Genomic DNA, 16,215 nt, shown 5'->3' with positions numbered 1-16,215 from the left:
AATCCTTCTTTGTGCTTAAGGTGTAGCGGGCGGAGTGGTGACAAAAGCAATTTTGCCGATACCGGCCTGTTGGGTGGTACTAATCACCTGATCAATTGCTTCATAAGGTGTTAACTGATCACCACGAATATGCACTTCAGGCTGCGGACGTTTCTGTGCTTCTGCCTGTAAACGGCTCAGTAAAACTGTTTTATCTGCAATATAAATTTCGTTCCAGAAAATATCGCCGGTTTTATTGACGGCCAGCTGAACATTTTCTGGCTTGGTTTCATACGGGACATTACGTTCTTCTGGCAGATCGACTGGTACGGTATGAATGGCAACCGGTACAGTAATCAGGAAGATAATGAGCAGAACCAGCATAATATCAACCAAAGGTGTGGTATTAATGGTTCCAATTACCTCATCATCGCTGTCGTTTGAATTGACCATCATTCCCATGGCTGATACCTCACTCTTACTTCACGTCACGATTAACAGGATTATTGGTCGTAATTTCGCCGCTGAGTAATACTGCGTGTAAATCAGAACCAAAGGTACGTACTTCTTCCATGACCGCTTTATTACGGCGAGTCAACCAGTTGTAGCCGAGTACCGCAGGAACTGCGACTGCCAGACCGATCGCTGTCATGATCAGTGCTTCACCCACTGGACCTGCTACTTTATCAATCGAAGCCTGACCAGAAACACCAATCGCGGTAAGTGCGTGATAGATACCCCAAACCGTACCAAACAGGCCAACAAAGGGCGCAGTAGAACCTACTGTCGCAAGGAAGGCCAGGCCACCACTCAGATGGTTCTGGATTTTGTCGATTGCACGGGAAATCGAAATGGTGACCCAGGTATTGAAATCAATACGCTCAAGTAATGTGCCACCATGATTTTTGGTTGACTTGATACCTTTTTCCGCAATAAAACGGTAGACGCTGGCTTCATCCAGATTCTCGGTTGCATTATCTAGAGAAGATGATTCCCAGAATTGGTGTTCAGCTTCCTTGGCTTGCTTACGGATCTTACTTTGCTGTAAACATTTGCTGATCATGATGTACCAGGTACCGATCGACATGACCACCAGAATAAACAAAGTGATTTTAGAAACAATATCACCTTCTTTCCACATGGCTTCTAGGCCATAAGGATTGTATCCAGCTTTTTCATCGCTAGCTTCAGCAGGCAGTGGTGGCGGGGTCGGTGTAGCCGCTGTTGCAGGTGTTGTTACCACTGTTTCAGTGACAGCACTGGTATTGGGGGTAGCGGACTGTTCTGCAAAAACTGTTTGCAGAGGTAATAAAGTGCTCATGGCAATTACACCAGCAGCAGTCATATTTTTTAAAGGTTTTAGTGATTTTTTCATCATGGATCTCCTGATTTTTTTCTTTATCTGTTGTATCTGTTAGTCAAGGACAAATTCATATGGAATGTCATACCAAGATTCTTGCGGTTCGCCATTTTTCATTGCCGGCTTGAAAGTACATAAGCTGAAGGCCTTGGATGCTGCACGATCCAGCGCACGACTACCGCTCGACTTTTTCACTTTGGCATCCTGGACCTTGCCGGTGGTATTTACATATACAGAGATCAAGACTTCACCTTGTTCTTCATTCATCAGTGCATCACGTGGATAGTCTGGGCGTTTACAACCTGCTTCACCTTGTGAAACACCACGAGTTACGCCAGCGGGTGGAGGAGCTGGGGCTGGAGCGGCTGCGACTACTGGAGCCGGTGCTGCTACCGGACTTGGTGAAGGACTCGCTGCAACGGGAGTAGGTACTGCAACAGTTGTCGGTTGGGTTGGTGTTGGAAGTGTTTTCTGTACAGGAACGACTTTTTCAACCGGTTTCACCTCAGGCACTTGTGCTACTTTTTCCACGATTTTTGGTGGTTCAGGTGGTGTTTCTTTTGGTGGCTCAGGTTCAGGCGGCTTAATATCTTGAATAATCATTAGCTCAACTGGCTGTTCCGTTGGTTTAATAATGTCTTTTGCCATACCAGCCATGAGTACCAGGCCAACCAGGATATGCAAAAAAACAACGACCCCAATACCAGTCAGTTTTTTGGCGGAGTTTTTTTCTAAGTCTTCAAACTTTGTGCCCATCATGACTCCTAGAATTTAAGACAAACAGGAAATAGTGCACTGATGAGAAAATTTTTTTAGTTACAGGCAGCATTATTTTTTGTTTGGCTAAAATTAAACGGGGAAAACCGCAAACACCGCTTGGCAGCAGTGTTTGCGAAGTAATTAATTAAAAGAATTTATAAGTACCACGTAGGAAGTAGGTACGGCCCATTGGATCACCGTGACGAGGGTCATAGCCATATTGAGCATTGTTGGTTGCATCAGAAGCAGGTGGTTCTGCATCAAACATGTTGCGAATACCTGCAGTTAGCTCTAAATTCTTGAATCCGCTATAGGTGCCTGCAAAGTTATAAAGCGTATAGGCACTTACATCACGTTCTTGAGAAAAGTCTTCATAACCACGGATATATTGTTGTTCTAGTCTCATTTTCCAGTCTTCATAAGACCAGTTGATATTGGCAATATGTCTCCAGCGGACGACTGCAGGATCATCATAGATGCCGACGAGCCCTTCCCATTCACCGTTTGGTTCTTCTTGCTCATCCATTTTGATGACATAGGTACCATCAATCCCAAAACCAAAACGGCCTGTTGCTGTCATTGGGCTTAAGTAGTTCAGGCTGAGGTCAATCCCTTCAGTTTTTAATCCACCCATATTTTGTAGAGTTGTATTTAAATACTGGATACGACCATCTGGAGCGTAAACGATCAGATTGCCATAGCGATCAAGGTCATTAAAAATGTCATTAGGAGTAACTGAGCTGACTAAACCTTCAATGTCAATATTGTAGTAATCAGCGGTGAATACCAGATTCTTGATTGGTTCATATACGAATCCGGCTGTAAAAGAGGTTGATTCTTCTGGCTGTAAGTCTGGGTTACCACCTTGTTTACGCTTGAACTGCATACCACATTGGTCTGCAAATTGGGTGCTGGTCGGTTGACCGTTAGCATCACAAAAACGTGGGTTATTGAAGTTAGTGCTAGTATTGGTTTCACTTTGTAAAGAGTTGATTTCCCACATACTTGGGGCACGGAATCCAGTGCTATAAGAGCTACGGAACATCAGTTCTTTCAGTGGTTCCCAACGTAGAGATACTTTTGGATTGAAAGTGTCACCAAAGTCACTATAGTCATCATAACGTGCTGCAAGTTGAGCTTCTAAACTCGGCAAGATCGGAATGTGCAATTCTGTAAATACTGCAGTAATATCGCGGTCACCGGAGCTTGAAGGCTTGTCCGGGTCAATACCACTTCCTGGAACCTGGCGAACAAGATCAGCATTCACTTTGGCTTCCCAGTCCTGGGTTGTAAAGCTTCCGCCTAATGCAAATCCAACTTCACCTGCAGGAAGTTCATAGATCGGACGGCTGACAGTGAAATCTACAGTGGTAGAATCCAGGCTTGCCATATTTGTAGGACCAACTGCATCAAAGGTTGACCATTTTCCAGCATCTGCAGCTGCCTGAGGACCAAATGGGTTTAATGTGCCATCATTGAGCGCAGCTTGAACTTGGCTCTGGTTCAGATAGCCACTTACGAAATTGTCGGTTGCTTCACCTTTGGCATAGGTTACGCCACCATTTAGATCCCAACCTGCAACTTCACCTTCAATCCCGACAAAGAACCGGTTTGATTCATTCACTGATTGAGAAACACGGTTACCTGACTGTGAACGTAAAAAAAGTGGGACTCTTGAATCTGCAAGACCCGCAATACCTGGGGTAATACCTTGGCCAGGGTAATATTTGCTGGTATTTGGAATAGAAAGGGTTCCAGCCCATACATCTGGAGCAATTGAAGTTGTCACTTCACTTTCGGTATAAATATATTCAGCAACGGCATTTAATGAATCGGTTAATTTGAATGTACCTTTGGCTAAAGCAGAAAAGGTTTCTTCATCTGGGGTAATGCCAATAAGTGCTTGAGTATTTAACAGGCAGCGACTACCTGAGATAAACATATTCGGGGCATTATTACAGTTCTGATTGATATAAGGGTTAACGATGCCTAGACTTGAAGATTGCAAGTTAGCAGGAAAGCCCGAACCGGAACCAATCGCCATGTTGAGTTCAGGAATCAAACCACCACGACGGCTGACTTTACGATCTTTGGCCATGATCATGTCAGAAGTACGATAATCGACTACACCGTAAACGTTGAAACCTTGTTCATCCAGATCACCATAACCACCGAAAATAGAGACATCATATTTGTCGCCATTTTTTTCTTCAGGTGCTTGCAGTCCACCAGAAATACCAAAACCTTGGTATTCTTTTTTGATAATAAAGTTAATTACCCCAGCAATTGCATCAGCACCATAAACCGCAGAAGCGCCATCGCGCAGAATCTCGATTCGCTCAACCATCGCGAGTGGAATAATATTCAGGTTGACTTCAGAAGTACTAAATGGGCTATTCGCCAAACGACGCCCATTTAATAAAACTAAGGTCTTATCAGTACCAATCCCACGCAGGTTGGCAGAAGAACCTGAAGTATTACTTTTACCAATATTTTGAGAAACAGCAAAACCAGCTTGGTTAGCACTTACTTTATTAATTGCTTCTTCAACCGTGGTGACCCCCTGATTCACCAGATCTTCGACTTTAAGCACAGTAATAGGAGATGCACTTTGTGCAGCTACTCCTTTAATAGATGAACCTGTCACTGTCACTTTTTGAACCTTGGTAGGTTGAGCGGCAGAGTTTTCTGGTTCATCAGCTGCATGTGCCAAAGACAAGCACATCATACTTAAGGTAAGCGTACTTAACTTGAGTATTGTCTTGCCAACTGTTGGAGCCCCCATAGATCCGACTAGTTTGTTTATTTTCATCGTAATTTTCACCCTTTTGTTATGTGAAGTAGTGCTGGGAGGACTTAAGCAAAGCGAATGCCAACTTATAAATTATTAATTTTAAAAAATATTAAGTGATTGAAAAAATTATATTTAATTTGATTTTTTTGGAGATTTACTAAGTTTTGATGAAGAAAAATTAAGAGAGTGGGGTTTAAAATCTGAAGAAAGTCTCTATAGGAAACCATGAGAAAGTAAAAAATAAATATTTAATGAATAAGAAAGGAATCTAAAACTGAAAGAGAAATTGAATAAAGTTTAATCATGGTGCATAATTTTTACATAAAATATATAATATTTTTTTAAAATAAATTATTTATAATACAAGTACTTGTGTTTATTTATTGTTTACCTAAAGGTATACAATAGTGCAATAAGATGAAACAGGGTTGAGTTATTTTTGTGCAGACTAGGCTTGGAGCTAGATTTTAAGAATAAATATTAAATTAATGATTCATGGAAAATATTATGTTATTGATAATGTTTTAAATGATTAATAAAAATAAGCTTTTTTGAGTTAATAACAGGAAAAAATCGTTATTTTTCGAGGATGGCATGAAATTCGCTTTGTTCATTTTATTCCATCTGTCCAGCTTTGACCCATCCATTGAAGCAAATATGGGATGATGTGTTAAAGACTTCCTATAGCAATAAAACTTCAAGATCAAGAATAGGTACAAATTTGAAATCAGCACTTTTCAGCATGACAATTTTGGCCTTGGCCATGACTACGGGGCAAGCCTCTTGGGCAAAATCATCTGCACATCCGGATAAAGTTTTAAACTTGGCTTTCGAAGCACCTGATGATGGTTTTGATATGGTCAAAACCTATAATTTTTATAGTGGTAGCGTTGCTGAAGCCATTTTTGAACCTTTATTGCGTTATGACTATCTGGCGCGGCCGGCAATTCTGGTACCAAATACCGCCGAATCCTTACCCAAGGTTGAACAGGATGGCAAAGTCTATACCTTTAAAATCAAGCCAGGAATTTATTTTAGTCCTGATCCTGTATTTCAGGGCAAGAAGCGTGAACTGGTGGCACGTGATTATATCTACTCCATGCAAAGGATCATGGATCCCACAAATCATTCTCCGTCTTTTTCTTTTATTGAGGGAAAAATTCTTGGGGCAGATCAGGTCATCCAGCAGGCTAAAAAAACTGGCAAGTTCAACTACGATGCGCCTATTCCCGGTTTAAAAGCACTAGATAAATATACTTTACAAATCACCTTGACCCGTTCCGATCTGAATTTTCCATATATTCTGGCCTATGTTGCTTTTAGTGGTACCGCACGGGAAGCGATCGAACATTATGGTCATCGGACAGGTCAGCATCCGGTTGGAACAGGGGCGTATCAGTTACACAAATATGTGCCGCGTAGCCGTATTGAACTGACTGCCAACCCGAATTATCGCGGTTTTGTCTGGAACTTTAAGGGCGATGGTTCCGAATGGGATCAACGTATTGTCAAAGCCATGCAAGGCAAGCAGATGCCGCAAATTGGCAAGGTCAAAATCAGTATTATTGAAGAAGAACAGTCTCGCTGGCTGGCTTTAAAGTCTGGACAACTGGACTATGACAAACTCACTGCGAGCGGTGCCGAACAGGCACTGGAAAATAAGCAGCTGAAAAGTGAATACAAGAAAAAAGGCATCCTGCATTATCCGAATAAAGAACCGGAAATTACCTATACCATCATGAATATGCGTGATCCGTTAATTGGTGGAAATTCACTGGAAAAAATTGCCTTACGTCGTGCTCTCGCCTTGTCCTATAACCAGAAAGAAGCTATCCAGCAGTTGTACAAAGGTCATGCCGATAAAGCTGAAATGATTTTGCCAGAGGGAGTGGGGGGACATGATCCGAAGTATAAAAGCAGTATTGCTTATAACCCATTACTGGCCAATAAACTGCTTGACCGCTTTGGCTATAAGAAAGGCGCTGATGGTTACCGCACCTTGCCTGATGGCAAGCCTTTGACACTAAAAATGAATTCAACCAGCTCAAGCTCTTCGGTGATTTCTGCAGAATTATGGAAAAAGAATCTGGATGCGATCGGGGTACGAATTGAGTTCAAGGTCAGTAATTTTGCTGACAATTTAAAAGAAGCCACCCAATGCAAACATATGATGTGGGGAGGAGCCTGGATTGCGGACTATCCGGAAGGGGAAAACTTTGCCCAGTTACTGTATGGGCCAAATGCGCAGCAAGGCAACCTGAGTTGCTATACCTCAAAAGCCTATGACGCGTTGTACCAGACCGCGATGAAGCTGCCGCCGCAGCAGCGGACGCCATATTATGAGCAGATGAACCGTCAGATGGAAGCCGATAATCCATGGATTCTGCACAATACCCGTATACGTAACTGGTTGATTCATCCGCATGTACAGGGCTTTAAGGCTCATCCGGTGACCAGAGCAGTTTGGCAATATATGGATATTGAACCTGTTAAAAAATAACCTGAGAAGATTAAGAACCAGTATGAATGTGAATAAAAATACTTTAAAAAAACTGGCCAATGGGGTGCTAATGGCCGGTTTGATGATGGCAGGGAGTGCACCGACATGGGCCAGCAATCCTGCCAACCCGAATAAGGTTTTAAAAACAGTATTTCTGGCAGCTGAAACCGGTTTTGATCCGGGTTATATCCATGACCGTTATTCAGCCAAGATTAATGCCGCGATTTTTGAGACCTTATTTACCTATGATTATCTGGCCTCGCCGGCAAAATTAGTGCCATTGACTGCAGTCAGTCTGCCTCAAGTGAGTGCGGATGGCCTGACTTATACCATCAAAATCAAAAAGGGTATTTACTTTGCCGATGATCCGGTCTTCGGCGGTAAAAAACGTGAACTGACCTCGTATGACTATGCCTATAGCTTGAAACGTCTACTGGACCCAAAGCTGCATTCACCGAACAGCTGGTTGCTGGATGGCCGAATTAAGGGGCTGGACGCATGGATGGCCCTAACCAAAAAAAATGGCAAAGCCTATGAAAATCCGTTTGAAGGTATTCAGACCCCAGACCGCTATACCTTGGTCTTAAAGCTGAATAATCCGGATCAGAACTTTCCGATGTTGCTAGCACATGGGCCGGCCGCTGCGGTAGCTCGTGAAGTGATTGAAAAATATAAAGACAAGGCGGGTTGGGTCATGAATAGGCCAGTGGGAACTGGTCCTTATGTGCTTAGCCGCTGGACACCAGGCTCACGGATTATCTTAAAACCAAATCCAGCTTATCGTGGTTTTGTCTGGGACTTTAAAGCCAGTGGTGCAGAAGATCATGCCATTGTAAAAGCCATGCAGGGCAAAAAAATGCCTCAAATCGGCACTATTGATGTGCGTGTTATTGAAGAAGCGCAATCCCGGATGCTGGCATTTAAGAAGAATGAACTGGACCTGCTCGAAATTGAGGGCGATATCGTCGTACAAGCCCTCGATGGTGATAAATTAAAGCCTGAGCTGGCCCAGCAGGGAGTGAAGCTGTCACGTATTTTAGAGCCCTCCATTAGTTACCATTACTGGAATATGCAAAACCCGGTCGTGGGTGGTTTCGCACCAGAAAAAATTGCCTTACGTCGTGCCATGGCGATGGCATTTTCTGTAGAAAATATGATCAATGTATTACTTAAGGGAGATGGCGCAAAACTGCATATGCCTATTCCCCCAGGAGTAGCAGGCTATTCACCGTCCTATAAAAGCAGTATTCCCTATTCAGTCAAAGCAGCCAACATGTTGCTCGACCGCTATAACTACAAGATCGGTGCAGATGGCTGGCGAAAGACGCCTGAAGGTAAACCTCTGGTGATTGAACTGATTACTGGGAATACCAGTCGGGGCCAGCAGCAGGGTGAATTCTGGAAAAAGACCCTGGACAGTATCCATATTCAGCTGACCAGTAAGGCCATGCCATTCGCTGAAGGCATCAAGCTGGAAAAGCAATGTAAAACCATGTTTAAGAGTTCTGCATGGATTGCCGATTATCCGGATGCTGACAACTTTATGCAGTTGTTCTATGGCAAGAATGTCAATGTCACCAACAATGCCTGTTTCAAGCATCCTGAATTCGACCGTCTATACGAACAAACCCAGAGCATGCCGCCTGGACCGGAGCGTGATCTGCTCTACCGCAAAATGACCCGAATTCTAGAAGTCAACATGCCGACCCTGATGCTCTATAGCACCTACCGTAACGCTTTGACCCAACCCCAAATTATTGGACATAAGTCCCATCCGATTCTGTCTTCAGAATGGATGTATATCGATATTAATACGAAAAAGTAAGAAAAAATCTGGAGATGAATATGAAATCAAAATCTTTAAAATTAAGTACCTTATGTTTAATGATGATGGGGGGATATCAAGGTGTAGCGGCAGATACCCAAGTACAGCTGCTGCCATTATTCAAGGCTGCAGAAATTCCGTCTTTATGTGATGCCAGTCTGGCCTCCATGCAAAAAGATATCCAGATATTTGAAAATAAGAAAATTAAAAATAAAGCCAAGGCAGGGCCTTATCTGGCTGAATGGGATGAGTTGCATGCCAAAGCCCGGGATTTCGGTGCAGCAGTAGGGCTGTACAGTAATGTCGATCCGGATCCTGTATTGCGTCAGGCAGCCGATGACTGTGAACTTAAAATCAGCAAATACCAGACCACCCTGTATCAGAATCCGAAACTGTATGGACAGTTCAAAAAACTGAAAGCCAGTGATCCGATTGATCAGAAATTTTTAGAAGATATTCTGGAGCAGTTTGAAAACACCGGGGTACAACTCAGTACAGAAAAACAGAAACGATTGAAAGAAATTATTGAAGAAAGTACCAAACTGGGACAGGACTTTTCCAAAAATGTGCGGGATAACCCTGAAAAGGTTGAATTTACTCCAGCTGAAATGAAAGGCCTGCCAGAAAGTTACATCGCAAATTTAAAGAAAAATGAAAAGGGTGATTATCTGCTTGGCTTTGATTATCCGGAATATCAGCCTTTTATGGAGCTGGCAGAAAATGATGAAGCACGCAAACGCTACCAGACCGCTTACACGCGTCGCGGGACCGAACAAAACCTGCAATTCATGAAAAAGGCCATTGATCTGCGTTATGAAATGGCACAACTTTTTGACAAGGAAAGCTATGCCCATTCTGCACTTGAATTCCGCATGGCCAAAACTCCGGAAGCAGTGAAAGGTTTTCTGGATGAGGTTTATGCCAAAGTTGCACCTCTAGAAAAGCAGGATGTAGAACAATTACGCCAGTTCAAGGCTGAAACTTTAAAAGTTCCACTAGAGAAAGCAGAAATTACACGCTGGAATCAGGGTTACTGGAGTGAAAAACTGCGTCAGGCCAAATACAAGGTAGACCAGGAAAAATTGCGGGATTATTTCCCGACAGAAGCATCGCAAAAATGGTTATTCGCTATTTCTTCGGAACTCTATGGCATTGAGTTCAAGCCGGTGAAAGTTAAGGCCTGGCATGATGAAGTGGAATATTATGCGGTACATGACAAAGCTACGGGCGAATTTCTGGGCGGATTATATGTCGATAAATACCCGCGTGAAGGCAAATATGGGCATGCAGCTGTCTGGGGAGCTTATGGCGGCAGTACCCTGAATCAGCGTCGTCCGGTATCGGTACTGGTGACCAATTTTAACCGTAAGGGCTTGAACAGCAACGAACTGGAAACCTTTGTGCATGAAATGGGTCATGCCTTGCACGGGATTCTATCGAAAACCCGCTATACAGAACAATCTGGTACTTCGGTAGAGCGTGACTTTGTTGAAGCGCCGTCACAGATGTACGAAGAGTGGGCACGTCGTCTGGAAACCTTGTCAAAAGTAGCAGATTACTGTGAGCCAGCATGTCCTCGGGTGGATGCTGCCATGACCGAGCGCTTAAAGAATGTGAAGAATTACGGCCGAGGCCTGCATTATGCCCGTCAGGCTTTATATGCCCAATATGATATGGCCTTGCATGGTAAAGATGCAAAAAACATTGAGCCTTTAAAACTCTGGCAGGATATGGAAGGTAAAACTGCCTTGGGTTATGTTAACGGTCAGCAGTTCCCGGGACAGTTCGGGCATCTGATGGGCGGCTATCAGGCAGGTTACTATAGCTATATGTGGTCTGAGGTCATTGCCCTGGATATGCTTTCTTCCTTTGGCGATCAGCTGATGGACAAGAAAGTCGGTGCGCATTATCGCAATACGGTCCTGGCTCAAGGTGGTCAAAAGCATGGCGAGCAAATGGTGAAAGACTTCTTGGGTCGTGATCCGGACAGCAAAGCTTTCTTTAATGAAATCTCTGGAAAAAATTAAGGAAGACAAGCGATGCTGGCATATATTATTCGACGGCTTTGGCAAATGATCCCGACCATGCTCGGGGTGATTTTGCTGATATTCCTGCTGTTTAACTGGGTAGGCGGAGACCCTGCCTATATTCTGGCCGGTAAAATGGCCAATGCGGAACAGATTGAAAACATCCGTCAGCAACTGGGTGTGGATCAACCGTATTACGTACAACTCTGGATCTTTATCAAGCAGATTTTAACCTTTGATTATGGGGTGAGCTGGAGCACCGGGGAGTCGGTGGCACAGATTATCACTACCCGTTTGGGGCCCTCACTGACCATTTTGATTCCACTGACCATTCTGCAAACTATTATTTCTATCATTCTGGCTTTAGGTGTAGCTTCTGTTCGTGGTTCTTTGACTGATCGCATGATCATGATGCTATGTACGATCGGTATGTCGATCAGTATTCTGGTTTACATCATCGTGTTCCAGTATTTCCTGGCCTATGAACTGAGCTGGTTCCCGGTACAGGGCTGGAGCGATAATTTTGCCGATAATCTTTTCAAATATGCCTTGTTACCTGTGCTGATTATGTTGGTGGTAAGTATCGCACCAACACTACGCCTGTATCGTAGTTTTGTACTGGATGAAGTCAATCAGGACTATGTACGTACTGCGCGTGCCAAAGGCCTGGGTGAAAACCGTATCATGGGCGTGCATGTCTTGCGCAATGCTTCGATTCCGATTATTACCGATGTGATGGCAGGACTTCCGGCACTGCTGATCGGTGCTTTCCTGATCGAACGTTTTTTTGGTATTCCGGGAATTGGCCGTGAAGTTATTATTGCGGTAGAACGTTCCGATTTTCCTGTGATTAAAGCCATTACGGTCTATGTCGCTGCTGCGACCATGATATTCAACCTGATCGCCGATCTGATCTATAAATGGGTCGATCCGCGTGTACAGTTGAAGTAGGTGAATTATGCTGAGTGCGATATTTAAAAAAGAACAAGCGGCTGAAGCAGCACCTGAATCGGCTTCAACAGGCTTATGGCAACTGGCCATGCGCCGTTTGAAACGTGACCGGATTGCCATGTTTTCCCTGTATGTGGTGCTGTTTTATCTGCTGCTGCTGGTACTGTCAATGAGCGGCCTGATTGCCAAAGACTGGAATAAAGAAGTAGCGGTCAGCTATGCACCGCCGAGTTTTATCAGTGCAGCGCCAGTTCCGGCTGGATCTGATGCAGAACAGGGTACAGAATCTGTTGCTGTACCGGTCAATCCAGTTGATCCTTTAAAAGATGTCATTGCTGAATTGAATGCTGAAATTGCTGCTGAGCAGGGTGCTGGTGCGGGCATCGATTATTATGGCGTGGTCGATCCGCTGGCAGAAGACATGAAGGCCATTAATCAGGAGCTCGGCGGCCAGCTGATGGATGAAAGTGGGGAACTCAAGCAAAGTCTAGTCTTCGGTGCAGATAAATGGGGACAGGATGTTTTACAGAAAACCATCAAGGGGGCTGAAACCTCGATTCTGGTTGGATTGATTGCAGCCTTTGTCGCTGTACTGATTGGGACTGCACTGGGTGCAATAGCAGGGTATTTTGGTGGTTGGGTCGATGATCTTCTCAACTGGTTTTATAATATCTTTACCTCAATTCCCTATCTGTTGCTGGTTTTGGCCATTGCCGCAGTGTTACAGCAGAAAGGTATTTTATCAATCATCCTGATTTTAGGTCTGACTGGCTGGACCGGGGTCTTCCGTTTGGTTCGTGCCGAATACATGAAACATACGGCACGTGAATATGTGCTGGCTGCCAAGGCGATTGGCGTGAGTAATATGCGTCGTATGTTTGTCCATATTTTTCCCAATGTCAGCCATATTGCCCTGGTACAGATGTCTATTCTGGTGGTGGCATTTATCAAGTCTGAAGTCATTTTGAGCTTCCTCGGTTTCGGTGTGCCTATCGGGGTAGTGTCATGGGGCAGTATGCTAAATGAAGCACAAAGCGAGCTGATTTTGGGTAAATGGTGGCAACTGGCGGCAGCCTCAATCGCCATGGCGGTATTGGTAACTGCTTTCTCGATGTTTACCGATGCACTCCGTGATGCATTAGATCCAAAACTGAAATAGGAGCGCAACGATGTCTGAAATCACTCCAAGCACAGCACCTGCGCTACTTCGCGTAGAAAATCTGCGAGTCAGTTTTAAAGGTGAAAATAAAGAATATATTGAAACCGTAAAAGGAGTTTCTTTCGAGATTCCGGCCAATACCACGGTTGCACTGGTAGGCGAATCGGGGAGTGGCAAGTCGGTCACTTCCCTCGCCACTATGGGCCTGCTTCCGGCAGAAAGCGCACGTATTTCAGAAGATAGCCAGATCATCTTTGAAGGGAAAAACCTGCTCAAGCTTAAAACCCGTGAAATGCGCCAGATGTGTGGCAAAGACATTGCCATGATTTTTCAGGAGCCGATGTCTTCGCTAAATCCGGTATTTACAGTAGGCATGCAGATTGCAGAAATCCTGCAACTACATTTGGGCATGAATAAAAAACAGGCGCGGCAACGTACCCTGGAACTGCTCAAAGAAGTGGGGATCCCTGCGCCAGAAACTAAAATTGATGCCTATCCGGGGCAGCTTTCCGGTGGACAGCAGCAACGCGTCATGATTGCCATGGCCATTGCCTGTGAGCCTAAACTATTGATTGCAGATGAACCGACCACCGCTCTGGATGTGACTATTCAAAAGCAGATTCTGGACTTGCTGGAATCGCTGCGTCAGCGTCGCCAGATGTCGATGCTGTTTATTACCCATGATTTAGCATTGGTTGGTGAAATTGCCGATCAGGTTATTGTGATGCGCCATGGGGAAATCCGTGAACAGGGTCCGGTTCGGGAGGTGCTGGACCGGCCTCAGGACATGTATACCAAAGCCTTGTTGCACTGCCGCCCGCAACTCTCGCAACGTCCGCTACGTTTGCCGATGATTAGTGATTTTATGAAACAGGATGGCTCAACCTGGCTGGAAGATATCCGCCTGAATACTCAGCTTCCGCAACGTTCACGTGGACTAAAAGGCGGAGAGGAAATTATTCTGGATGTACGGGATCTGAAAAAATCTTTTTATAGTCGTAAAGGACTGTTTGGCAAAGATGAGTTTCAAGCAGTAAAAGGAGTTTCTTTCCAGCTGGCCAAAGGAAAAACCTTGGGGCTGGTCGGGGAGTCCGGTTCGGGTAAAACCACCATCGGTTTATTACTGATGCGTCTGCAACAGGCTACAGGTGGTAAGGCACTGTTTCAGGGGCGGGATATTCTGGATATGTCGGAACAGGAATTTACCCAGTATCAACGTAAAATCCAGATCATATTCCAGAATCCCTATGCTTCGCTGAATCCACGTTTTACTGTTGGACAAATCCTGATGGAACCGATGCAGATTCACAAGATTGGTCAGGATGATGCCGAACGCAAACAAATGGCTTTAAACTTGTTGGAGAGGGTCAGCTTGCCTGCACAGGCTTTTTATCGTTATCCGCATGAGTTTTCTGGTGGTCAGCGTCAGCGGATTGCAATTGCACGCTGCCTGACCTTAAAACCCGAGATTTTAATCTGTGATGAATCGGTCTCGGCGCTGGATGTATCAGTACAGGCGCAAGTGCTGAATTTACTGCAAGACTTACAGGATGAATTTGGTCTGAGCTATATCTTTATTTCGCATGATTTGTCGGTAGTAAAATATATTTCAGATCAGATCATGGTGATGAATCATGGGGAACTGGTAGAAATCGCCAATTCAGATGAGCTGTATCAATCGCCACAGCATGAATATACCAAGCGTTTACTCGGTGCTATCCCGCAAGGGATTCCACAAAGTGCCTGATGCATAAGACATAAAAAAGTCAGGCAATGTGCCTGACTTTTTTTTATTTATCTTAATTAAAATTTTTTAAAGCCTTTGTTGACACCATATGGACGACGCGGTGCATTTTCATCACGCTCTTCACGGCGGCCGAAACCTTGATCCGGACGATTTTCACGACGAACGAACTGAGTGCCATTCTGGTTTTCAGCTCTGTCACGACGACCATAAGCATTGTCATCACGGCGTTCACGGCCAGTATTATTTTGTGGTTGCTCATCGCTGTCACGACGTTGCTGACGCAAGAAACCACCACGGCGTGCAGCCATCGGTTTGTCCTGCATACGCTCGTTACGGCGTTTCGCCATACCAAACAAGCCAGTACCTTGACGTGGCTTTAATTCCACAGCTTTGGTCAGGTTGTCGATATCGTTTTTATCCAGTTCAATCCAGCGACCGGTACGCAGTTCGCGTGGCAAAATCACAGTACCATAACGGGTACGCAGTAGACGGCTGACTTTCAGGCCTTGTGATTCAAAGATACGACGTACTTCACGGTTACGACCTTCTTTTACTACCACCTGGAACCAACGGTTGATCCCGTCACCACCGAGTTCAGAGAAAGATTCGAATTTTGCCGGACCATCGTCTAGCACCACGCCTTTGAGCATGTTGTTACGAATTTGTGGTGTAACTTCACCCATGACACGAACTGCATATTCACGTTCGATTTCATTCGATGGGTGCATCAAGCGATTCGCAAGTTCACCATCATTTGTGAATAAAAGCAGACCGGTCGAGTTAATATCCAGACGACCCACCATTACCCAGCGATCGCCCGGAATAGCAGGCAGCTGTTCAAATACAGTCGGACGGTTTTCAGGATCGCTACGTGAGCAGATCTCGCCTTCAGGCTTGTAGTAAATAATGACACGACGACGGATTTCGTCTTCAATCTGGAAGGCAACTTTACGACCATCGATGCGAAGCTCATCACCTGGTTCGATTCGTTCACCCACTTGGGCAATTTGCCCGTTGACACTTACACGACCCGCGGCAATGACTTCTTCCATATAACGGCGAGAACCCAAACCAACGCGTGCAAGCACCTTTTGCAACTTTTCACTCATGACAG

11 protein-coding genes are annotated in these 16,215 nt (G+C 44.7%); 6 read left to right on the top strand and 5 right to left on the bottom strand.

Annotated features, from left to right (window positions below):
- Window positions 1-15: 15 nt before the first annotated feature.
- The 4 genes from FTT86_RS09905 to FTT86_RS09890 all read right to left on the bottom strand — a co-directional run bounded on the left by FTT86_RS09905 (window position 16) and on the right by FTT86_RS09890 (window position 4,910).
- Window positions 16-441, bottom strand: a complete 426-nt coding sequence (locus FTT86_RS09905) for a biopolymer transporter ExbD (protein ID WP_004279209.1) — start codon at window positions 439-441, stop codon at window positions 16-18.
- Between the two features lie 16 nt (window positions 442-457).
- Window positions 458-1,357: a MotA/TolQ/ExbB proton channel family protein gene (locus tag FTT86_RS09900; protein WP_138742773.1), complete on the bottom strand. Its 900-nt coding sequence runs from the start codon at window positions 1,355-1,357 to the stop codon at window positions 458-460.
- 36 nt (window positions 1,358-1,393) lie between these two features.
- Complete coding sequence (locus FTT86_RS09895) at window positions 1,394-2,095, bottom strand: energy transducer TonB (RefSeq protein ID WP_004646084.1); 702 nt, start codon at window positions 2,093-2,095, stop codon at window positions 1,394-1,396.
- A 148-nt stretch (window positions 2,096-2,243) separates the two neighbouring features.
- Window positions 2,244-4,910, bottom strand: coding sequence for a TonB-dependent receptor (locus tag FTT86_RS09890; RefSeq protein WP_180181098.1), 2,667 nt, complete (start codon window positions 4,908-4,910; stop codon window positions 2,244-2,246).
- Between the two features lie 724 nt (window positions 4,911-5,634).
- Between FTT86_RS09890 and FTT86_RS09885 the strand changes: the two genes are divergently transcribed.
- Genes FTT86_RS09885 through FTT86_RS09860 form a run of 6 tightly spaced genes read left to right on the top strand, consistent with a single transcriptional unit; the run spans window position 5,635 to window position 15,101 of the window.
- On the top strand, window positions 5,635-7,392 hold the full coding sequence (locus FTT86_RS09885) for an ABC transporter substrate-binding protein (protein WP_180087414.1): 1,758 nt from the start codon (window positions 5,635-5,637) through the stop codon (window positions 7,390-7,392).
- Between the two features lie 22 nt (window positions 7,393-7,414).
- Entirely contained in the window at window positions 7,415-9,217 is a 1,803-nt protein-coding gene (locus FTT86_RS09880; RefSeq protein ID WP_180087413.1) for an ABC transporter substrate-binding protein, read from the top strand.
- 20 nt (window positions 9,218-9,237) lie between these two features.
- Entirely contained in the window at window positions 9,238-11,244 is a 2,007-nt protein-coding gene (locus FTT86_RS09875) for a M3 family metallopeptidase (RefSeq protein ID WP_180087412.1), read from the top strand.
- Window positions 11,245-11,256: 12 nt separating this feature from the next.
- Window positions 11,257-12,195: an ABC transporter permease gene (locus tag FTT86_RS09870; protein WP_004279216.1), complete on the top strand. Its 939-nt coding sequence runs from the start codon at window positions 11,257-11,259 to the stop codon at window positions 12,193-12,195.
- Between the two features lie 7 nt (window positions 12,196-12,202).
- Entirely contained in the window at window positions 12,203-13,354 is a 1,152-nt protein-coding gene (locus FTT86_RS09865; protein WP_180181097.1) for an ABC transporter permease, read from the top strand.
- Window positions 13,355-13,364: 10 nt separating this feature from the next.
- Window positions 13,365-15,101 (top strand): ABC transporter ATP-binding protein, encoded by a 1,737-nt coding sequence (locus FTT86_RS09860; protein ID WP_180181096.1) that lies wholly within the window; start codon window positions 13,365-13,367, stop codon window positions 15,099-15,101.
- Between the two features lie 56 nt (window positions 15,102-15,157).
- Here the strand turns inward: FTT86_RS09860 and rluB are convergent, their stop codons facing one another.
- Window positions 15,158-16,210 (bottom strand): 23S rRNA pseudouridine(2605) synthase RluB, encoded by a 1,053-nt coding sequence (gene rluB, locus FTT86_RS09855; protein WP_005107723.1) that lies wholly within the window; start codon window positions 16,208-16,210, stop codon window positions 15,158-15,160.
- Between the last annotated feature and the right edge of the window lie 5 nt (window positions 16,211-16,215).

The organism is Acinetobacter sp. YH01021 (assembly GCF_013420255.1).
Lineage (GTDB): Bacteria > Pseudomonadota > Gammaproteobacteria > Pseudomonadales > Moraxellaceae > Acinetobacter.
Note: the sequence above shows the minus strand (reverse complement) of the source record. Positions and strands in the feature narration are given on the sequence as shown.

Bases quoted from the DNA above. Each gene is read 5' to 3' on its own strand.
- FTT86_RS09905 (WP_004279209.1), bottom strand. From the start codon at position 441: ATGGGAATGATGGTCAATTCAAACGACAGCGATGATGAGGTAATTGGA.
- FTT86_RS09900 (WP_138742773.1), bottom strand. From the start codon at position 1,357: ATGATGAAAAAATCACTAAAACCTTTAAAAAATATGACTGCTGCTGGT.
- FTT86_RS09895 (WP_004646084.1), bottom strand. From the start codon at position 2,095: ATGGGCACAAAGTTTGAAGACTTAGAAAAAAACTCCGCCAAAAAACTG.
- FTT86_RS09890 (WP_180181098.1), bottom strand. From the start codon at position 4,910: ATGAAAATAAACAAACTAGTCGGATCTATGGGGGCTCCAACAGTTGGC.
- FTT86_RS09885 (WP_180087414.1), top strand. From the start codon at position 5,635: ATGACAATTTTGGCCTTGGCCATGACTACGGGGCAAGCCTCTTGGGCA.
- FTT86_RS09880 (WP_180087413.1), top strand. From the start codon at position 7,415: ATGAATGTGAATAAAAATACTTTAAAAAAACTGGCCAATGGGGTGCTA.
- FTT86_RS09875 (WP_180087412.1), top strand. From the start codon at position 9,238: ATGAAATCAAAATCTTTAAAATTAAGTACCTTATGTTTAATGATGATG.
- FTT86_RS09870 (WP_004279216.1), top strand. From the start codon at position 11,257: ATGCTGGCATATATTATTCGACGGCTTTGGCAAATGATCCCGACCATG.
- FTT86_RS09865 (WP_180181097.1), top strand. From the start codon at position 12,203: ATGCTGAGTGCGATATTTAAAAAAGAACAAGCGGCTGAAGCAGCACCT.
- FTT86_RS09860 (WP_180181096.1), top strand. From the start codon at position 13,365: ATGTCTGAAATCACTCCAAGCACAGCACCTGCGCTACTTCGCGTAGAA.
- rluB (WP_005107723.1), bottom strand. From the start codon at position 16,210: ATGAGTGAAAAGTTGCAAAAGGTGCTTGCACGCGTTGGTTTGGGTTCT.